At 46.6% G+C, this 21,316-nt stretch carries 16 protein-coding genes and 1 pseudogene; 11 read left to right on the top strand and 6 right to left on the bottom strand.

Annotated elements, in window-relative coordinates; translation table 11 throughout:
- The first annotated feature begins 854 nt into the window (after positions 1-854).
- Positions 855-1,823 carry a GNAT family N-acetyltransferase gene (locus AC58QG_RS26930; protein WP_497365175.1) on the top strand — a complete coding sequence of 323 codons (969 nt, stop codon included), beginning with the start codon at positions 855-857 and terminating at the stop codon, positions 1,821-1,823.
- Between the two features lie 57 nt (positions 1,824-1,880).
- On the opposite strand, the pseudogene AC58QG_RS26935 reads toward AC58QG_RS26930, so the two are convergent.
- Positions 1,881-1,949 (bottom strand): annotated as a pseudogene (locus AC58QG_RS26935) (AraC family transcriptional regulator); the annotation flags it as partial.
- Positions 1,950-2,127: 178 nt separating this feature from the next.
- On the opposite strand from AC58QG_RS26935, the gene AC58QG_RS26940 reads away from it, so the two are divergent.
- Positions 2,128-3,354 carry a GNAT family N-acetyltransferase gene (locus AC58QG_RS26940; RefSeq protein WP_497365176.1) on the top strand — a complete coding sequence of 409 codons (1,227 nt, stop codon included), beginning with the start codon at positions 2,128-2,130 and terminating at the stop codon, positions 3,352-3,354.
- A 58-nt stretch (positions 3,355-3,412) separates the two neighbouring features.
- Here the strand turns inward: AC58QG_RS26940 and AC58QG_RS26945 are convergent, their stop codons facing one another.
- Genes AC58QG_RS26945 through AC58QG_RS26955 form a run of 3 tightly spaced genes read right to left on the bottom strand, consistent with a single transcriptional unit; the run spans position 3,413 to position 6,721 of the window.
- The gene (locus AC58QG_RS26945; protein ID WP_497365177.1) at positions 3,413-4,276 is read right to left on the bottom strand and encodes a transglutaminase family protein; all 864 of its coding nucleotides are present in this window, start codon (positions 4,274-4,276) and stop codon (positions 3,413-3,415) included.
- On the bottom strand, positions 4,273-5,232 hold the full coding sequence (locus tag AC58QG_RS26950) for an alpha-E domain-containing protein (RefSeq protein ID WP_497365178.1): 960 nt from the start codon (positions 5,230-5,232) through the stop codon (positions 4,273-4,275). Before AC58QG_RS26950 ends, AC58QG_RS26945 begins: the two co-directional genes overlap by 4 nt.
- Positions 5,233-5,266: 34 nt before the next feature.
- A complete protein-coding gene (locus tag AC58QG_RS26955; RefSeq protein ID WP_497365179.1) occupies positions 5,267-6,721 on the bottom strand; it encodes a circularly permuted type 2 ATP-grasp protein in 1,455 nt (484 codons plus the stop codon).
- A 348-nt stretch (positions 6,722-7,069) separates the two neighbouring features.
- Between AC58QG_RS26955 and AC58QG_RS26960 the strand changes: the two genes are divergently transcribed.
- A complete protein-coding gene (locus tag AC58QG_RS26960) occupies positions 7,070-9,277 on the top strand; it encodes a methyl-accepting chemotaxis protein (RefSeq protein ID WP_497365180.1) in 2,208 nt (735 codons plus the stop codon).
- 274 nt (positions 9,278-9,551) lie between these two features.
- Positions 9,552-10,094: a hemerythrin domain-containing protein gene (locus AC58QG_RS26965; RefSeq protein WP_497365181.1), complete on the top strand. Its 543-nt coding sequence runs from the start codon at positions 9,552-9,554 to the stop codon at positions 10,092-10,094.
- 299 nt (positions 10,095-10,393) lie between these two features.
- Here the strand turns inward: AC58QG_RS26965 and trhO are convergent, their stop codons facing one another.
- On the bottom strand, positions 10,394-11,299 hold the full coding sequence (gene trhO / locus AC58QG_RS26970) for an oxygen-dependent tRNA uridine(34) hydroxylase TrhO (protein WP_497365182.1): 906 nt from the start codon (positions 11,297-11,299) through the stop codon (positions 10,394-10,396).
- A gap of 81 nt (positions 11,300-11,380) precedes the next feature.
- A complete protein-coding gene (locus AC58QG_RS26975; RefSeq protein ID WP_497365183.1) occupies positions 11,381-15,169 on the bottom strand; it encodes a response regulator in 3,789 nt (1,262 codons plus the stop codon).
- Positions 15,170-15,395: 226 nt separating this feature from the next.
- Between AC58QG_RS26975 and AC58QG_RS26980 the strand changes: the two genes are divergently transcribed.
- The 7 genes from AC58QG_RS26980 to AC58QG_RS27010 all read left to right on the top strand — a co-directional run bounded on the left by AC58QG_RS26980 (position 15,396) and on the right by AC58QG_RS27010 (position 21,010).
- Entirely contained in the window at positions 15,396-15,683 is a 288-nt protein-coding gene (locus AC58QG_RS26980; protein ID WP_497365184.1) for a hypothetical protein, read from the top strand.
- 120 nt (positions 15,684-15,803) lie between these two features.
- Positions 15,804-16,082, top strand: coding sequence for a hypothetical protein (locus AC58QG_RS26985; protein WP_497365185.1), 279 nt, complete (start codon positions 15,804-15,806; stop codon positions 16,080-16,082).
- A gap of 117 nt (positions 16,083-16,199) precedes the next feature.
- Complete coding sequence (locus AC58QG_RS26990; protein ID WP_497365186.1) at positions 16,200-17,312, top strand: stalk domain-containing protein; 1,113 nt, start codon at positions 16,200-16,202, stop codon at positions 17,310-17,312.
- A 138-nt stretch (positions 17,313-17,450) separates the two neighbouring features.
- Complete coding sequence (locus tag AC58QG_RS26995; protein ID WP_497365187.1) at positions 17,451-17,771, top strand: SPW repeat domain-containing protein; 321 nt, start codon at positions 17,451-17,453, stop codon at positions 17,769-17,771.
- Positions 17,772-17,961: 190 nt separating this feature from the next.
- A complete protein-coding gene (locus tag AC58QG_RS27000) occupies positions 17,962-18,510 on the top strand; it encodes a cysteine hydrolase family protein (protein ID WP_497365188.1) in 549 nt (182 codons plus the stop codon).
- 39 nt (positions 18,511-18,549) lie between these two features.
- The gene (locus AC58QG_RS27005; RefSeq protein ID WP_497365189.1) at positions 18,550-20,019 is read left to right on the top strand and encodes a nicotinate phosphoribosyltransferase; all 1,470 of its coding nucleotides are present in this window, start codon (positions 18,550-18,552) and stop codon (positions 20,017-20,019) included.
- Positions 20,020-20,230: 211 nt separating this feature from the next.
- Positions 20,231-21,010: an aldo/keto reductase gene (locus AC58QG_RS27010; RefSeq protein ID WP_497365290.1), complete on the top strand. Its 780-nt coding sequence runs from the start codon at positions 20,231-20,233 to the stop codon at positions 21,008-21,010.
- Positions 21,011-21,316: the final 306 nt, after the last annotated feature.

A 21,316-nucleotide genomic window follows, 5' to 3' on the forward strand; every position in this document is an offset into this window, starting at 1 on the left:
GCACCTTTTTCCCATTTTCAATGAATAACTGTATTTCCTACAGCTAATTGAGCTCAATGTGAGGGGAGTGGTGGAAATTGGCTAAATTAGCTGTATTTTTTACAGTTAATTGATTATCCTCTATAAATTTCAAAAAATTAGATGTAGTTTATGCAGTTAGTTGTAGGTGAGTGGAGGGAAAGTGGTTAGAGAGTATGAGTGTAGGCGAGTGGAGGGCAAGTGGTTAGAGAGTATGAGTGTAGGCGAGTGGAGGGCAAGTGGTTAGAGAGTATGAGTGTAGGCGAGTGGAGGGCAAGTGGTTAGAGAGTATGAGTGTAGGCAAGGAGGGCATGTGGTTAGTGAATATGAGTGTAGGCGAGAGGTGGGCAAGTGGTTAGAGAGTATTAGTGTAGGCGAGAGGAGGGCAAGTGGTTAGAGAGTATGATTGTAGGCGAGTGGTGGGCAAGTGGTTGGAGAGTATGAGTGTAGGCGAGAGGAGGGCGTGTGGTTAGTGAATATGAGTGTAGGCGAGAGGAGGGCAAGTGGTTAGAGAGTATGAGTGTAGGCGAGAGGAGGGCAAGTGGTTAGTGACTATGTGTGTAGGTGAGTGGTGGGTAAGTGGTTAGTAAATATGAGTGTAGGCAAGTGGTTGGTGTATAAGAGTGTAAGTGGTCGTGTAGCGTGTTAATAGTAGGAGTTGTTAATGCCTCAACTACAGCGGCACAAATAGGAAATCAGCTAAGATGTTGAAATAACTGGCGTCATTCCGTGGGCTGATTCTTATCATCTACCAACATTCGAAAGATTTACTTATAGGCTAGATCGCCGTGGTGTCATATATTTTAAATGGTGGATGGGACCAGAGGAGGAGCAGAATGAGCTTGAATTTTGAACAATTGAACGTGTCGCATCTGAGTGATATTGTGGCGCTTTGGAATAGGGAGTTGTCGGACTCGTTTCCGATGAGGCTTCGATTGCTGCAACAGAATACGGTAGAAGACCGCCTTTGGCTGCAGGAAGGATCCTGGGTGGCGTTAGAGCAAGTGACGGGGCGTGTCGTCGGGTTCGTCGTAGCGAAGATGGCTAGTGATGCAACAGAACAGTTTGGGATTCGTGGGGATTTGGGTTGGATTCATGCGCTCATGGTCGACCGTCCGTTTAGGAACAGCGGAATCGGAACTATGTTGCTTCGCAAAGCCGAACAAGCCTTGCAGAACGCTGGCGCTAAGCGGATCATGCTGGGGAATGATCTCTATGGTCGCCTATTTCCAGGTATTCCTGACCCTCTCGAGGAAACGAAGCTATGGTTCGAGAAGCGAACCTACGCCTTCCTAGAGAGGTCATTCGACTTACTGAACGCATACGTGGAAGATAAGGTTGTTGCTTTGCCTGTAGTTCATGATGCGACATTCCGAGTCGCCAGTGTGTGCGACAGGGAGGACTTAACTGCTTTCATGAGCCGATGCTTCCCGGGAACATGGGATTATCAGCATCGTGATTATTGGGAGCGCGGAGGAACAGGTCGGGAATTCGTCCTGCTGGAGAGACAGGGCTCGATCATTGGGTTCTGCCGGATGAATGATGCGCAGTCCCCCTTGTTAGCTCAGAACATCTACTGGTCGCCACTCTTCGAGGGAGAACTAGGGGGCATTGGGCCGTTGGGTATCGACGAGAGCTTCCGGGGGCATAAGTACGGCATCTCGATTGTACAAGCAGCGATTCATTACTTGTTGCAGCGTGGCGTACGCAATGTGGTCATTGATACGACACCTTTCGTAGATTTCTACGGAAAGCTGGGCTATCAGACTTGGAAGAGTTATGCGAGATATGCCAAGGAAATATAAGCTAGAAAGCGAAGAGGGAGCAATTACACCGACCAGGCGTAATTGCTCCCTCTTTGTTTAGTTAAGTCTGCGGAACTCACTCGGCGTAATCCCCGTATGTCGCTTAAAAACGCGGTTGAACGAACGTTGGCCGTTCTAGACTTGCGACGTTACGTTCATCACCCTCCTTCATCGTCTGCGAAATATCTCCACTACGCAGAACAAACTCATGCTGCCTTTAAGAAGGTTGGTGAAAATCGGGTTATATGGATTATATTGAATTTTACATGTTAGAATAGAAGCAAATGGACCATAAGGAGGCACAATGGATCAGATCAGATTGTTGAAACAGGAAGATTTTAATGACAGTCTTGCCTTGTCGGAGTTTGCTTTTCAATTTACAGTAGTAACGGAGGAGCGGGATGAACGTCTGGCTGTGATGGCGTCCCAACAGATATGGGGATATTTCGCCCAAGATCGGTTAGCAGCCAAATTAACGATTCTGGATCTGAAAACCTGGATTAACGGCAAAGCATTTGATATGGGCGGTATTGCTGGGGTTGCGACATGGCCGGAATATCGTCGTCAAGGAATGGTCGGCCAATTGTTGTCACAATCACTGAAAGTGATGAAAGATTCTGGGCAGGTCATATCTTTCTTAGCGCCGTTTGCCTTTGCTTTTTATCGCAAATATGGTTGGGAGGCATATATCGAGTACATGCGATATGAAATTGCAACCGACCAGTTACCGAAGCCAGAGGTGGCAGAAGGCAGTACGCTGCGACGGATCGAAGCGGAAGCGGCAGTCCTGAATCCGATCTACGAGGCCTATGCAGGGCGTTATAACGGCATGCTCGTTCGGACCGAGGATTGGTGGCCCAAGAGAGTTTTCAACAGGAAGAAAGGGATCGTAACCCTGTATCTGAATCCTGCTGGAGAGCCTGAAGGCTATATCATTTATCAAGTGAAAGAAAAGGTGCTCACTGTACATGAGTTGATTGCACTAACGGAGGATGCTAATCGTGCGCTATGGCGATTGATTTCTAATCATGACTCCATGATTGATAAAGTAGTATGTCAGGCGCCGCTAGGCGACCCGCTGCCTTATTTGTTGGACGATCCCCGGATCAAGCAAGAGATCATTCCTTATTTTATGGCACGAGTCGTTGATGCTGCTGCGTTTCTTCGGTTGTATCCATTTAACGTAGTTGCGGAGGGGACCGAGGTTAGCAAGCCATTTTATCTTCAGCTCCGTGACGGGTACGCCGAGTGGAATAATGGGATATTCCGTATTCAACTAGGAAATGGCGAAGGAAATGACGTCGTTAAAATAGATGAAGAACATACGTTTGCGAAGGCGAGTGGCGTCGGAGAAGTAGAAGAACGGAATGTCATTTCGTGTGATATTCAAACTTTATCGGCGCTGTTGACGGGATATAAACGAGCATCGTTGCTGCATCGCATTGGCCGTCTACACGGTGACACAGGCGAGATCTCTAGATTGGAACGATGCATTCCGGAGCGAACAACGTATCTGACGGATTTCTTTTAAAATGGGAAAAAGGCATGGATCAGAGATCCGTGCCTTTTTTGTGCCTTTTACCGCAAGTCTAATTCACAAGCTTAACATCCACAATAACTTCCAAATCCTGTGTGCCCGAGCCGCGATAAACACCTTTGACAGGAACGATATCGTTATAGTCTCGCCCATGACCGAGCTTGATATAGCGCCAATTCACTTCGCAATTGTTCGTCGGATCATAACCAAACCAGCCTGATCCCGGGATGAGACATTCGACCCAAGCGTGGGAGGCTTGCGTGAAATCGGCACTGCCTCCTTGCAAATCACCAACAAAGTGGTAGCCGCTCACGTATCTGGCTGGAATGCCTTTTTCACGGCAGATGGTAATCATGAAATGAGAGTAGTCCTGACAAACACCACGCCGCAGTTTCAACATCTCGCCCACCGTTGTCTGCACGGAGGTGGCTGAAATATCATAGGTGAAATCACGATTGATAGTGGTATAGATGGTTTGGAGCAGATCATATAAAGGTACTCCATCGTCGACAATAGCGTCGGAGTAAGCTTTCAACTCCGGCGTTAGCCCGGTATAACTGGTGGATAATAAATATTCAGCGTATTCATTCTGAAAGTTATCTCCGTATCTCGAAGCTTTATCCTCGTAGGGAGAGGGGACGGATACAGGATTGTTATCATTTTCATGTGTAACGACGGTGGAGACCATTTTGATTGTGAGCTCACGATGGAGCTTGTTGACGGTAAAGGCATGTACGCGGTTATGAAAATAATCCGAGTACGTGAAGAAGGCCGACACGGGTTCCGTTGTGATCGCATGGTGATAACAGGACTGACGATTGTCCGTTAAAGGGGTTAGCCGAATTTCATTGACACTGTCCTGTGCGGATTCTGTGTAGGAATAGCGAGTAATGTGCGTGATCTCCAGCTTCTTCATGCGATAACCTCCTCCCGAGAGGGAAAAAAGACTTTCGACATCCTTGCGCCCATCCCATTACAGGAGTCGAGAAGTGATTGTAATGTTGCTTCCAATTTCCCCGATCTCAAATCCTCCTCATCCATGCAAGCCAAATTCGCCTTCACTTTCCCTGCAAGTTTAGCTAGCTTATGCACGGCGTTGTTGAGCTCGGGATCATCCAATTGAATGCCCTTGAAGGAGCGCTCCAATGATTGAATGGAGAAAGCGACTGAACGCGGGAAGGTCTCATTCAATAACAAAAATTTGATAATGCTATTCAGATTAACGGTGTCTGCATATTCTTTTCGATACGATTCGTATCCGCTAACCGATTTCAAAACCGCGAGCATGAGCGGATAGGACGAAAAGTCCTCTTTGGCATATTCCGAACAGAGCGATTGAATTAAGCGAAGCAGATTCTCAGCCCGCTCTAGATAGCGCCCAGCTTCGACGAAATGCCATTCGTTTTGACGCGGCATGACGGACGTAGCGGCACCTTGAAACATGGACAGCGTATCCCGGATAAAGCGATAGAACAAATGAGGCGAATCATTCGTGATATCGCGGACTTCTTTTTCTTTTAGCCATAAATAGAGTCCGTTTAAAATATCCCACAGTTCGGAAGGCATTTTTTCCCGAATGTTTCGTAGATTAGCACGTGCATGGTTCGTGCAGGCGAGTAGGGAGTTGGCATTATTTTTATCTAGTGTAATGTATTGAAGCACATGTTGCTCGGTGAAGCTGCCGTACTGCTCTGTGAAAACAGCACGGTCCCCGATTGTATCGATGAGCCGGCTCCAGGATTGACCGCCGCTGGTCTCTCTGTCCTCACGGATATGATAATACACATCGATCAGCCTAGCGTGATTTTCTGTTCTTTCCGAATATCTACCGATCCAGAATAAAGCTTCCGCTGTTCGTCCCATCATTACCATATCCCTTGGCCTCCATTCAAATTGTAGGTCATGTTTAGCGAACAACCCACGTATCTTTACAGCCCCCGCCTTGCGAAGAATTCACGACGAGGGAGCCTTCTTTCAAAGCAACACGTGTGAGTCCACCTGGAATCACTTGAATGTCTTCTCCTGCGATGACAAAAGCTCGCAAATCAATGTGCCTAGCTGCCATTTGACCATCTATCATGACGGGGGCTCTGGATAGTTGAACGGTTGGTTGCGCGATATAGCGATCAGGGTTGGCAATAATCTTGAGGCGGAAATCAGCGATTTCGTTCTCAGAAGCCGTTGGCCCAATTAGCATGCCATAGCCCCCCGATAACGAAGTTTCTTTCACAACCATTTCAGGCAAATGCTGCAAGACATGCTCTCGCTCATCTGGCCGAGAAAGAATATACGTCGGTACGTTGTTCAAAATAGGCTCTTCATTTAAATAGTAACGAATCATATCCGGCACGTAGGCATAGATGGCTTTGTCATCGGCTACACCTGTACCAGGTGCGTTCACGATGTTGATGTTACCCGCGCGGTAGGCGTTCATAATGCCAGCGACACCAAGCATCGAGTTCGGATCGAAAGCAAGGGGATCCAAGAAATCATCATCAATCCGGCGGTAGAGAACATCGATTTGGCGAAGTCCCTTGATTCCGCGGATATACACTTTATGATCGATGACGACGAGATCGTGTCCTTCGACCAGCTCTAACCCCATTTGTTGTGCGAGGAATGTGTGCTCGAAATAAGCGGAGTTGTAGCAGCCTGGTGTCAATAGTCCGATAACTGGATCGGATTTTCCAGAAGGACTCAGCTTGCGCAGTGCGGTTAGAAACACATTTAAGCTATGTTCGATATCTTGAATGGAATGACTAAACACGAGTTCAGGGAATAAGTGCGTCATAATTGATCTGCTTTTATATAAGTAAGAGAAGCCAGAAGGGGAACGGAGGTTATCCTCAAGTACGAAATATTCACCCTGCTCATCACGAATTAAATCAATCCCAGAAGCCGTAACGTAGACATCATTTGGAATCGAAAGGCGCATCATCTCAGGTCGGAAGTAACAATTCGAAAGCACCATTTTCCTAGGAATAATCCCATCCTTCAGAATGGACTGCTCATGATAGATATCTTTGAGAAACAGGTTAAGTGCCTTTACGCGCTGCTTGAGCCCACGTTCGAGCTTAATCCACTCTTCTTGCGGGATAATCCTAGGGATAGGATCGAAGGGGAGTGTGCGCTCTAGCGCCTCTGTTTGATCGGGACTATAGAGGGTGAAGGTAATGCCTTCTTCCATCATCCGTTTCATTGTAGCGGTTTGGCGTTTGTTTAAATTGCCTGATTTCATCGACATGAATTGAAGAAAAGTACTCTGATAATGAGGGCGAACCGAGTAGGCGTTCATAAACATCTCATCAAAAAAAGGACGAGGATCATAAGGGGTAGTGACCAGATTCTCAGGTTTAGACATCGCAGCTCCCTGGTTTCATCATTATGCTTTCGGAAGCTGTATGAAGCTAACGGCCCGAAGCAGAAACCAGGCCTCCTTTCTGATCTAAGTTCTTTATTTGTTAGATAAAATAACATGTGAAGCTGGTAGGATGTGGTTTTTCTTATATTGTAAATTTTTCAGAAAATTATGTCAATATAACTAACAGGTAAAAATACCGACATTCTTTATAAATTTTATGTGAATGTTCGGAAAATTCATGAAAACTCTGTTATTTGTCTTGCTTTGCGATGGAAATCACTATAATATTGTCGAATAAGCGAATGTTAAACAAAGTCACATCAAATGTGATAAAAGGGGTGTTGTGGTATGTTTGATTGGCTGGGGGTTAGAAAAGGTCTGCCTTTGTGGTGGTCTTACCGCCTGAATCGTCATATCAAGGAAGATGTTGAGCATATTTTCGAAGGAATTGCGCACACAAGAACGGAAATTTTACGTGGCTGGGCCCTTGCTTACTGGTCCAATTTGGATCGGTTGCTGGAACAGTTAACAGGAGCTGAATCCTTGACGGAGTCTGTTTCGAAGGACCCATCGGTAGTAGGAAGACTTCTGGCAGCAACAATGAAGAGTGGAGCAGACTTCTCCGAGATATTCATTTTGAATGACAAAGCTTCTGTAATATATTCCACACACCAGGCTCATGTGGGAAGATCCTATTCGGCAGGCGGTGTGCTAGGGAAAGGGCTGGAAGAAACGCGCAAAGGTGTAAAATGCTTATTCGGACCGTTCTCTGACCCGCTTACACTTCAAATCGGTCCAAGTACTTCGCCATTTCATGATGCAATGACGATTGCTTTCATTGCACCTATTGTGGTAGGCGGGCAATGGAAGGGTGCTGTTTGCGGGCGCGTGCCTAACGATGTGCTCGGAGATCTGATCCAACGCGAGTCGGGACACGTGTATCCAGATTCAGGTGATAACTATTTATTCATGGCAAAGCCTATGTTAAATAAACAAATTATCCCCGGAACGGCGTTATCACGAAGCAGATTTGAAGATTTAACCTTTACCCATGGCGATAATTTAAAAGATGGTGTTCGCACCGATTACGGTATCGTTGGTGTCAAAGAGCACACGGAGCTGGAGCTTGTTTTCACAGATCCTGCGACAGGACAACTGCATCCAGGCGTAGCTGGAACTATTGCTAAGGGAAATAATTTATTCGTGGAATATCCAGGTTATTCCGATTATCGTCATATTTCTGTTATAGGAAAAGGTGTGACCTTCCAGCTGCCTCATTGCCCGGATGTATGGGGGATGATGTGCGAAGGGGATTTGGAAGAAGTGTATCGGATTCGTTCGATTGATTGGAAAATGTTCAGTCTACAAATGCGATTTATTACGCTCTACATCCTTCTGTCCGCTGGTGGATTTTGGCTGTTAAATGGGCAAGTATCGAATGGTGTTGGTGCTGCAATTATGGCGGGTGCCAGTCTACTCTTCGGCGGGATTGGCGCAAGCTTAATTCGACGAAAAGGGAGTAAGCCGATTGCGAGACAGCTTGCACAAATCAATAAATTTATCCGGATTAACGCAGAGGGAAAAGGGGATTTGACACAGCGTCTGAAGGTGGATGAATTCGCTGGTGATGAGACGCGGGATTTGGCCAAGTGGATCAATAATATGATTGATTCCTTGGAAGGCATCATGCTGCAAGTGAAGCAGGCTGCTGCTGAGGTGCAAGTTAGCCAAGAACGGATGAATGACTCAACTGGCTCAACCGAGCGTTCTACGGGACGGATGAGTACGAAGATCCACGATATGATTCGTTCACTGCGTGGACAGCTAAAGGATATTGATGTCGCGAAGGATGTTACGTTAAATATGAGCGGAACCTTACGCGAACTGGAAATGAAGGCTTCAGGGCAAATTGCTGTCGCACAAGACGAGGTTGAACGCATCGGTCAGAAGATGACGGATATCTCGGCGAAGGTGGAAGAAACGAATCAAACGATTCAAACCTTCTTGCAAACGACGCAAGAAATTCCGAAGCTGCTTAAGGTCATTGAAGAAATCTCCGCGCAGACGAATTTACTGTCTTTGAATGCTTCCATTGAGGCGGCGCGTGTAGGTGAGCATGGCAAAGGCTTTGCCGTCGTTGCTGGCGAAATTCGTAAGTTGGCGGATTTGACCAAGAAATCAACCACGGAAATTAATGCGACGATCGAGCATATTGAACGACATGCGAATGAAGCATTCATCTCCATGGAAGAAGGCACGAAGGTCGTTCTGGAGGGGACGCAGATTGTTGCTGCGGCTTCTGAGATTCTTAGCACGGCGAACGCTCACGATACCATGAAAACACAGGTTGTAGAGGAAGTCGTTGCGCTCATGGAGAAGATTGCAGCGGTGAGCAAAGAGAACCGTCAAATATCGGCGGAGGTTGAGCATACGGTGAAGGAGCTTCTGCAGGACATGCATCATGTGCGTCAAACGACGGGTGATGTAGGCGCGATAACGCATTCTATGCTGCTGCTTGTGAATCAGTTTCATTTGACGGAGAGCCGGATTCGTTAAAAGGTTATAAATAGACATTCTTTCGCATGTTAACAGCCCCATGCCGCATACAATGATAATGCGGTATGGGGTTTTTCCTGACCATATAAGTAGATGAGGCTTTCTGACGCGAAAACGACTCTCTTACTGGTGATGAAACCTGCCTCTCCCGGCTGCCGCGTCATGGGTTATCAGGGAAAGAGGTTTTGTTACATACGAAGCAAGTTTCTAAAGAAACTTTAAGGAGATGCTTACGAAGAAAGTTTTCTTACGAAAACTCGGAGGAGGATGTCGAATGAGTGACCGTTTGAGCATTCAAACGAATCGGGCGGAAAATGTGAATCCTAGTGAATTTAGAATGCTAGCCCAGCGTTTGAAGGAGGAGCATGTGCAAATGCGTGAGCAGCTCTCCGACATTCGAACGCTAGCTGCAGCTTTGTACTCCCTTGATGATTGCTCAATTGGAATGTGTCGTCTGATCGAACTTCAGGACGGCATTCTATCCTTGGTGGAGGAGTTGGAGCAGCATTCGGAATGGGAAGAGCAGGTTTTATTCCCGAGTCTGCAAACCTATTTACATCCGACGATGGCCATCTCGGTGTCGCGGTCCATGCATGTGTTAGAGCAGGATCATGATTTGGCTAAAAGAGTCGTACAGTCATACGTCAACGGTGTCAATGCCATGACCGTGCCGATCGATATGGATTTCGTTCATGTAATGGCTTCTGAGTTGCTGACGGCCTGTCTCATTCTGTTGAAACATTTTACGTTGGAAGAGGAGCTTGTCTACCCTTTAATTGATCGGATTATGGACCAAATAGAGGAACAGACTGGCTAGGAGTTAGGGGGAAGTGCCGTTCGCTGAACTAACTGTAAAATCTACATCTATTTCGGGATGCTTCGCCCGATTTAAGAGAATAACTGGAAAAACTCCAGCTAATTTCAACCATTTGATCGCTAATCGCGATAAGGGTGAAATTGAACTGGAGTTTTTACATGTAAATGGGGTAATCAGCCGAATCTAGCAAAATTAGCTGTAGTTTTTCCAGCTAATCGCAGATTGGGAGGCAAGGTTTGGATAAGCTCAGGCAACGTAGTGAAGTGAAGCCTGATCTATGCACTCCAACGAACTCCACCCTAAGCCTCCAACAAGCTCAACGTTTTCTCTTCGCATTCCTTGGAACAGAAGCTGTCATGCTCCTCTTCACAAGCCTCGCAGCAAATATGCTTCAAGTGGCACAGGTCGTTCGCACAGTTAATATAGCGATCCTCTGCGGTTCCGCAGTGGTAGCATTTGCCTACAACGATGTCTTCATCTGTTCGGTTAATAGGTACGGAGATGCGCTCATCAAATACATAGCACTTCCCATCGAAAAGACGACCTTGAACGTCTTCGTCTTTGCCATAGGTGACGATACCGCCGTCCAGCTGATATACCTCTTTGAAGCCTTCGTTAATCAGGAAGCCAGAAAGCTTCTCGCAGCGTATGCCGCCTGTGCAGTAGGTAAGGATAGGCTTATCCTTGAACTCTTGCAGGTTGTTGCGAATCCACTCCGGGAATTCCTTGGTAGTTTCGACTTCAGGACGAATGGCACCACGGAAATGCCCGATATCATACTCATAGTGATTACGGCCATCGAGCACGATGACATCTTCATTTTTGAGCTTTTCATAGAATTCCTTCGGCTTTAAGTGCGTGCCCGTTAGCTCATTCGGATTCACATCTTCTTCAAGACGGAAGGTGACGAGCTCCTTTTTCGGACGGACAAAAAGTTTCTTGAAGGCATGTCCTTCATGCTCATCAATCTTGTAAACCATATCTTTAAACAATGGCATGAGATTCATCATCGCCATGTAGGCTTCCGTTTGCTCTACGGTCCCAGAAAGGGTGCCGTTAATACCCTCAGGAGCAATCAGAATGCGTCCTTTTACACCGAGCTTTTTGCAATAAGCCAGATGTTCTCGCGCTAATGCTTCGTGATCAGCAACAGCGACGAATTTATAATACAACAAGATGCGGTATGAAGCGCCATGTTCAGTCATAACAATTAACCACCTATACGTATAAAATGACACGCTCCTCAAGGGAGCATACGCATATAGTGACATAAATTCATGTTTTTTTCAATCAAGTAGCAATTTTTGGATCGTTTGATACACAGCCTGCAGCTCATTCGCTAATGTTTGAAGCAATTTCAACATGCTAGTGAGATCTCGATCTGCTGCTTGCAGCTCCGCTTGCTCCTTCACACAATCCTCCAAATCGCTTGCCGCGGCAAACACACGATTAGCCGATAGGTTGCTAGAAGAACCACGTATGCCATGCAGTAAGTTAAGAGCTCCTTCGAGGTTCTGAGTATCAATATCAACTTGCAATTGCGCCATAATAGGGTTGGTTTGATCTTGGAATTTGCGCAGCATCTCACGATAAATCTCTGTTTTTCCTCCAATGCGTTTGAGCGCCTCCGTTATAAGAAGATGAGGTTTGGACAGATCTTCCTTGCGCAACTGGAGCGTAGCTTCAATAGCAGCTTTCAGCCGTTCGGGAATGATAGGCTTGGAGATCATCTCACTCATCCCTGCCTCCATGCATGCCAACCGATTATCAAGCGTCGAATCAGCCGTGATGGCTATGATCGGAATGTGCGCCCACTTTGGCTCAAGACGTATGCGTTTGGTTGTTTCAATTCCGTCCAACTCAGGCAGATGGATATCCATCAGGATTAAATCATACGGATGATTGTCCAAATCATGCAGAGCCTCGAAACCATTGCCAGCCAATTGGATGCGACAGTTCATCATGCTTTCCAATAGAGAGCGTGCAACGGTTTGGTTAATTTCGTTATCTTCAACAATGAGAATGCGGAGCGGAACTTCGTTGGTTGAGACAGGGTTAGAAGCTAACACTTGCTCACTCTCTTGCTTATACGTCTCAGTCAAATGGGAATGAACATTCTCCCTATCAGCATGAAGTGAGGCAAGCGTCCTGTACAACAGACTTCGAGAAATAGGCTTAACCAGAATGGCATCCGGTGAGGACTCAGCAGGAAGCTGTTCGAGCGCATCTCTTCCTGATAATGAGGTGTAAATGATCGTTCTAATCTCTTGACGTTTGCTTGAGGCCAGCATGGTCAACCACACATCTTCTCCGTACATATCATCAGCTTCCATATCCAGTAGAAGAATATCGAACGGAATATGATCAATGAGTTGGAGGGCCTCCTTCCACGCATGAACACCAGCCGCATCCATGCACATGGATTGAAGGCTTTGGACAAGCACCTTATTGAGTGCAGGATGATCTTCGACAACGAGCATAGTGAGCGGTAAGGGAAGTAACGATTTAGTGATTGGTAATAACGTAAAGGTGAGAAGAACAAGAAATTCACTCCCCGTACCTTGTGCGCTAGAGACAGAGATTGAGCCTCCCATGTTCTCGATAATGTTTTTGGAAATCACCAGCCCAAGCCCAGTTCCGCCATATTTGCGACTCGTGACTTCATCACCTTGGATAAAAGGTTGAAACAAATTGGCCAACTGCTTCTCGTCCATGCCAATTCCGGTGTCAGAGACGGTGAATCGGAGGGTAACTTCATTCTGGGCCATCTGATCGACTCGAACACGAAGTGTGACGGTTCCCTGCTCGGTGAATTTAATCGCATTGCTGGATAGATTCAGAAGCACCTGATAGAGCCGCAAGGAATCGCCAATCAATCCTACCGGAACTTGGTCAGGGATATCGCAAATGAAATCAACAGGCTTATGCCCCAGCAGTACACTCAGCGTTTCACACACACGATCAATGGTCTCATCAAGTTGGAAGGGGTGATGTTCAATCACAAGCTTATCTACTTCCAGTTTAGAGAAGTCCAGAATATCGTTGATGATATGTGAAAGAGAGATGGCGGAACGAGAGATTTTGCGAATGTAATCCATTTGCAATTCGGTCATCACGGTTTTCTCCAGCAGGTGGGAAAGTCCGACGATCCCATTAAGCGGTGTGCGTATCTCATGGCTCATTCGGGCGAGGAAAACGCCCTTGGCCAAATTGGCCTCATCCGCCTCTTGTTTGGCTACAATAAGTGCCTCCTTAGCGTGAACTTGTTCCGAAATATCTCTCGTAATCGCGGAGAAATACAGCTCGCCGTTATCTAGGGGGACGTGGGGTACGATGATCAACGAAACGATGATGCTTTGTTGTTTCTTGGTTCTAACCTCTGCTTGGAATTCCCAGAAGCCCTCTCGGATTGCCGTTTGGAGTCCTTCCTCGAAATTAATGTCATTCAGGATTTCGACAAACTCATGAAAATGCGTGCGCGCATAGTCGGTGCCGTCTAATCCCATTGAATGAATGCCTGCGGGATTAATATAGAAGATGTACCCATCTTGGTCAAAAGTGAGAATGGCATCCCGTGCACTCTCAACAATCGTGAACAGCCGTTCCTTGGTCTCATTACTTTCCTTAATGTCACTGATATCGCGTGCAATGAGGACATACCCTTTCAATTCGCCATTCGGATGCGTGATGCAGCTAACACTTGCTTGCACATAGAGTCGAGTACCATCTTTGTGATACCAGGTCCACTCGGAATCCTCCTTCAGATGGCGCAAGGATCGAATCACGAGTGTTGTACAGTCAGCGGGAATCATCTCGCCGAGTTCGGCGGAATACTGAATCGCTCGTTCATGAAGCTGATGTTGATCTAACCAGATTGAGGGGGTGGCGATTTTATGCACATCTGCTAACTTATACCCAAGCATCTGCGTAGCTCTGCTGTTGAGATGGTTAATCATAAAATTCGGATCCATTACGATCATGGCATATTGATTATGACGAATAAAAGCTTCAAAGGGCTCGAAGAGCTCGCGGATATTCTCCATCATGCCATTGACAGAAAGGGCGAGTGCGCCTAATTCATCTTTACTTTTAAACACGATGGGTTTCGTGTGAAAGTTACCAGCCGCAACCGCCTCGGTTACTTGGAGGATTTGTTTGATTCTTTTGATAATCAGATGGTTCGTTGTGAGGTAAATAAGGAGGAAAATGATCAGGGCAGCCATCACGATTAATCCCACGGTCCACCAAAGGAGAAGGCTCGTAGGGGCCTCGATGGCCGTGATTGGTATGGAGTAAGCGAGAAACCAGTCTAGCTGTGGGATACGAGCGTAGAACCATCTGTTCTTTTTTCCATTGAGATAGGATTCGTCGATAAACCCATTACCTTCTCGTAAGGCTTGTTGAAAAGCGGGTCCAAGCTTAGGATATTCGGTTAAAATGTTTACCTTTAGAATGGCGGATGGATCGGTATCATACAGCGTGAGGCCCTCACGATTGACAATTAACAGCTCCCCGTTGTTCAGCGGAGCAATCAAATGTTCTTGGAATAAGGGCGCAGCTTCTAAGGAAACATCAATGATACTAACGACCTTATGTTGATCATCAAAGATAGGGGCTGTAATCGAGATGACGTAAATGCCCTTCATTTTGCTTAGATGAGGGTCGGAGATAAAAGTTTTCCCATTCATGGCTTGCTGGAATCGGAGTTCATTCGAAATGGAGATCGTCGTTCCAGAGGTGAATTGAAGGGTACCTGCCAAATCGCCAATAGCCATAGCATGATAACGATTTCCATCCGTTTGTAATTCATGGGTCAGGAAACTCAGACGTTCCGCTTGCGTTCCCTGTTTCATAATGCTTACCCGACTTATGAGCTCGACTTCAGCCAAACGAATAGACATGAAATCATATAAGTTCCGAGCGGAGTTCGAGACCGAACTAAGAGACTGCTCGTTCATTTGCTGCAATAACTTATTGCTTGAGAGTTTATAATTGGTAATCCCTACCACAGCGAGGGAGATAGAGGTGATGAGAACCAGCCAGGCAACCAGTTTGAAACGTAAAGATGATGACATGAACAACCTCCTGATGCAACGTAATTGTTAAAAAAACTCATAGTTAAATCATGTTTAGAACAGAACAAATTTAATGAATTCAATCTATGATATATCCAACAGAGGAAAGACGTATACACAAAGTCTTCGGAATTAGACATTTTATAGGGGGGATTTGGACATGCAACTGACCGTTCGCATTGAGATGGCTTCAAAAAAGCGTTTCTAGCAAATAAGCAATATGCTAATGACCCAACGAGTAAAGCAGCGCAAGATAGTCTCCAAGCCATGTCAACTGCATTGGGCGAAGGCGCAAAAGACAATGTCAGATATGGTTACCTATAATCAACAAGGGGGACTGCTAGCTGAGGAAGATAGTCAAAAAGTGTATCGAGAAAGTGTAACCATGTCGGTAACTGTATTGACCGTAATGATCTTATTCATGATCGCAACCTGCTACGTGCTAGTTAGAATTATTTCGGTACCTGTACGCAAAGCTTCATTAGCATTGAATCGAATTGCGAGTGGGATCTAACCGTCGAGCCGATTATTGTTAAAAATAAAGATGAAATTGGCCTGCTCGTTGGGGCTGTCAATCAAATGGTCAATCATCTACGTCATTCTGTGGAACAAATGCAGCTAGCCTCGACAAGCGTTGCGGCCTCCTCTCAGCAGCTATTCGCCAGCTCTGAGCAGCAAAATTCAAGAAACAGCGGCAGCAGCGGAGCAGATGGCAGCAAGCTCGGAAGAAGTAGCAGCGACAGTAGCTCATGTAGGTTTCGTTGCACAGCAAACTTCAGGTACAGCGCAGTCCGTCGCAGCAGTGACTGAGGAGCAACTCGCGTCTGCCGAAGAAATCACAGCCTCAGCCAAAAATCTAGCCGGCATTGCCACGGATCTGAATCAAGTAGTTGGCACATTCCGTCTTGCTTAATTTTCAATTGTGAACAAATTGTGTCTGTCAGACTTTTCCGAAAGCTGGTGCGTCTAGTTATCGTGAAGGTTAGAACAAGAGACAAAAACACGATAACTCAGAAGGAGTGAATAGGAAATGAAAAAAAATCCGTGGAACATGTTAAAAATGGGTGTTGTTGGTTGCGCAGTGCTTGTAGGTGTAAGTGCTTCTGTATTACCAGTTGCGAGCGTTGCTTCAGCAGATACCGTTGTAGCCATTTCTGCAACTACGGCTGCACCAGTCGTCATCAAAGAAGTGGTGCTTACGTCCAAAAGCACAGATTTAACGACCAACATCAAAGTTCCTCAGCTGACAGGCATGTTGGATACGAGATACCAGGATGAACTGAATGATATTATTCTCTCACATGCGAACAAAGATTTAGCGAGCTGGGAAAAGGAGGCTGCGGAGGCTGCTGCAGCAGCCAAAGAAAAAGGATATACATACCGCCCGTATGAGCTAACGATTATCTACACATTGAAATCGGATGGCACAGGTAATCCTTCCGGTGTTGTTTCCCTTACAGTTACTACGTACGGACAAACGGGTGGCACAGGAATGCCGAGAGTGGATACGTATAATGTGTTGAATGCGGCAGCGGCTCAGCGTGTAACGCTGCAGGATCTGCTTGGCGCGGACTACAAGGCAACGATTGATGCAGGTGTTATTGCCAAGATTAACGAGAATCCGCAATATTTCTTTAAAGATCAATTTAAGGGAATCAGCACGGAGCAAGGCTTTTATGTAGAAAAAGGTGAAGCGGTTGTGGTGTTCCCGAAATATTCAATCGCAGCTGGTGTAGCTGGAAGTCCAGAATTCCGCTTCAGCTTGCCTGAAAATGTAAGCATTAAGCCGAATCCTACGCCGTTGCCTGGTTCCGATAAGGTGAAGTTGGATCTGGTAACAAGCGATGTTGTCGTGAATGCAGAGGGTGTCTTGCTTGTGCCTTTCCGTAAAGTAGCAGAAGGTCTTGGCTACAGTGTGAAATGGAATCAAGATACTTATGCTGCTGAACTATCAAAAGGTGCGCAGTGGACGAGTGTGAGTGTGGGGAAAGATAGCTATTTCTTTGCCAAAATGACGCCAGTTTCGCTAGGAGCGGCTCCGGTTATTCTGAACGATTCCCTGTATGTTCCCGTTAAATTCGTAACGGATATTCTAAAAGCTGATGTGACCAACGTTTCCACAGGACTTCATATCGAACAATAATCGTGAAAAAAAATGGATCATGAGTAAGGCTAAGCCTTCGGTTGCCGATTTCGGTGAACCGAGGGCTTTTTCATATAACACGAATCTGAAAGCGTTTGCATATACTGTAACATCCCGCATTTAGGAGGTGTGATCGGTATGTATCTCAAAAATAGTTTGTCAGCGCTCATGGGACTCTGGTTTCTGTTAACGCCTTGGGTGTTTGGGTTTGGAGATGTAACGAATGCGCTTTTCACCTGTGCACTGTTCGGAAGTCTGCAATTCGTAAGTTCTATGCTAGCTTTAGGGAAATCTGGGAAGCATATGTGGCAGAACTGGGTTTGTGTCGCCACCGGCACCGTATTTATCGTATTCCCTAATGTTTTCCATTTATCTTTTTTGGCGTTTTTCTCATTCGTTGCACTTGGGTTTATGACAATCCTCATTAATTATGCCAATCTGTACCCGGATTCACAATAATCTCGCAAGTGCCCATTGAAAACTGAAATTAATTATGTCATAATGAACTTATCGAAATGACATTATTAAATGAGCGGCTAATTTTCTGATCAAGTGCCTTAGCTGTCGGTTTACAGTAAGGCTTCTCTTTTTGTTAATTGATAAAGTCGTTCTAATAATATTAGATATACAATATAAGGAGTTGATGAACATGAAAGCCTTTATTCTCATTGATTATACAGTTGATTTCGTAGTAGGAAAGCTGCCATGCGGGGACCCTGCTGTCGCCATTGAATCCCGGATTTGTGAGTTAACCGATAGCTTTCTTACAGGAAAGGATTTTGTCGTGATGGCTGTTGATTTGCATGAAGAAGGAGATCCCTTTCATCCTGAGACAGCCTTGTTCCCACCTCACAATATACGTGATACGGCGGGGAGAGAGCTTTATGGTTGTTTAAAAGAAGTGCATGAAGCTCATAGCGCAGACATCTATTGGATGGACAAAACGAGATACAGTGCTTTCTGCGGGACAGATCTTGAGCTGCAGCTTAGAGCTAGAGGCATTCAGGAGCTACATCTGGCGGGGGTGTGTACCGACATTTGTGTCTTACATACGGCGGTGGATGCGTATAATAAAGGTTTCTCCCTCATTATTCATGAAGATGCGGTTGCTAGCTTTGATGTGCAAGGTCATGACTGGGCATTACGGCATTTTGAATATACACTAGGGGCTAAGGTTGTTCGTGATTGGAAAAATTAACTGATGAGGCATTGGATGAGCTAATGCGCGATGGAAAGGATGAATCCGATGAAATGGCACGCCATGGATGCGATGAATAACTTAACACTGCACACGGATAAATACCAAATTAATATGATGTACGCCCACTGGTTACAAGGGACACATACGGAGAGAGCTGTGTTCGAAGTGTATTTCCGCAAGCTGCCTTTTGACGGGGGATATGCGGTCTTCGCTGGATTGGAGCGGGTGATTCATTATGTACAATGCCTGCATTTCGGTGAGGAGGAAATCGCTTATTTGCGTGAGCAAGAGGAGAACTATAAGGAAGAATTCCTCGACGCGCTGCGTGCTTTTACGTTCAAGGGCGATATACAAGCCATCCCCGAGGGCACGCTTGTATTTCCGAATGTGCCGTTGGTTCGTGTCATCGGCAGTATTTTCGAAGCGCAGCTCGTGGAGACGGCGATTCTCAACTTCGTGAACTTCCAGACGCTCATTGCGACGAAAGCCTCGCGTATGAAAGGCGTTGCTCCGCACGATGTGCTACTGGAGTTCGGCACACGCCGCGCCCAAGAAGCTGACGCCGCCATTTGGGGCGCAAGAGCAGCCTATATCGCGGGGTTTCACGCGACATCGAACCTGCGAGCCGGGATGCTTTTCGGCATCCCGACCAAAGGCACCCACGCACACGCGTGGGTGCAGGCCCACGACACGGAAGAGGAAGCCTTCCGTGCGTATGCCGAGGCCCTGCCCGAGCTGGTGACGCTGCTCGTGGACACCTACGATACGCTGCGCAGCGGCGTGCCGAATGCTATTGCTACGGCACGGCTGCTCGCGAGCCGCGGCAAGCGCTTGAACGCCATTCGCCTCGACAGCGGCGATTTGGCGTATCTGTCCCAGCAGGCGCGGCGCATGCTGGATGAGGCGGGCTTTCCGGAGGTGAAGATTGTGGCATCCAATGACTTGGATGAGCACATCATCGCCGGGCTGAAAGCCCAGGGGGCTAAGATCGACAGCTGGGGCATTGGCACCCAGCTGATTACAGCGGCCGACCAGCCTGCGCTCGGCGGCGTGTATAAGCTTGTTGCCCGTGAGAAGGACGGCGCGTTCGTGCCGGTCATTAAGATTTCGGGCAACCCGGAGAAGGTGTCGAATCCGGGATTCAAGGAAGCCTACCGGATTATGAACAAAGCGACGGGCAAAGCAGAAGCCGACTATTTGGCTCTGCAGGATGAGGTTGATATTCGGGAAGGGCAGCGAATTAAGCTATTCGACCCCATCCATCCGTATCTGTTCAAATATATCGAGGATTATGAGGCGATTCCGCTGTTGAAACCCATTTTCGAAGGCGGCAAGTTGGTCTATGATCTTCCTACTTTGGATAACATTCGTGACTACCACGCGGAGCAAATGCAGACCGTTTGGCCGCAATATCTGCGGATGCTGAATCCTGAGGTATATCGTGTCAATTTGAGCTCAGCCTTGTGGCAGCTGAAAATGGACTTAATACACGAGCATCAAAGCTAAGTAGTTGGGTTGGGGATGTGCTGGATGTATTGGATACGGATGTGTGGTGTCCGTACAATTATGTAATATCCGACTTCAGTGGTATGATTAATATGAGCTACACGGTAAAGATGCGCTCATTCTAATCTTATTCCGATGGAGGTTGTTAACATTGTCAACGCAAGCGAATCAAGCATTAACAGCAGGTGTTACGCTCAACAATGGTGTACATATGCCTTGGCTGGGTCTCGGTGTTTATAAAAGCAAAGAAGGTCAAGAAGTCATTGGAGCGGTTCAAACTGCATTGCAATTAGGCTATCGAAGCATTGATACAGCTGCTGTATATCGCAACGAAGAAGGCGTTGGTCAAGGATTGCGCCAAAGCGGTGTGCCGCGTGAGGATATTTTCGTAACCACGAAAGTGTGGAACGCTGATCAGGGCTATGAGTCTACGCTGCAAGCATTTGAAGCAAGCCGCAAACGGCTTGGTTTGGAGACGATTGATCTGTACTTGGTCCACTGGGCCGTGTCCGCAACGTATCGCGAGACTTGGAAAGCGCTCGTCCACCTTTACAAAGAGGGGCACGTTCGTGCGATTGGCGTGAGCAATTTTCAAATCTCTCATTTAGAGCACGTGATCGAAGATACAGGTGTTATTCCTGCGGTTAATCAAGTGGAGTATCATCCGGAGCTTTCGCAAAAGGAGCTGCTCACGTTCACACGTGAACGGGGCATTCAATTAGAAGCGTGGAGCCCGCTTATGCAGGGTAAACTGGATCAGCCTGAATTGGCGCAGCTCGCTGCTAAATACGGGAAATCGGCTGCACAAATCGTGCTGCGCTGGGACATTCAGCATGGCGTCGTGACGATTCCGAAGTCGGTAACTGAGCATCGTATTCGGGAGAATGCGGACATTTTCGATTTTGAACTGAGTGCGGAGGATATGGCTTTGATTGATGCGATGAATGCGAATAAGCGTATCGGTCCGGATCCGGATAACGTAACATTCTAGATTTGCGAGGACATATCGAAGACATACAGTGGAATTCCAAAGAGGAAACGCCCGTTTGCACGGGGTTTCCTCTTTTTGAACTTCCGATTTGCGAAATAACTGGATTACATGCAGTTAAATTCGCCCGAAATGCCGTTTTCCTCCTAATAACTGTAATAAATACAGTTAATCATTAGCTGAAACGATGAAAACGGAAGATAGCTGTGAAATGGATGTACTTTTTCCATCTCATCTATCATTTGGTTGTTCATATTCGAAAATAGCTGGATATTTTACAGTTAGCAAGGATTTTACTCATCCAAAGAG

It is taken from the genome of Paenibacillus sp. J22P169, from assembly GCF_059691995.1.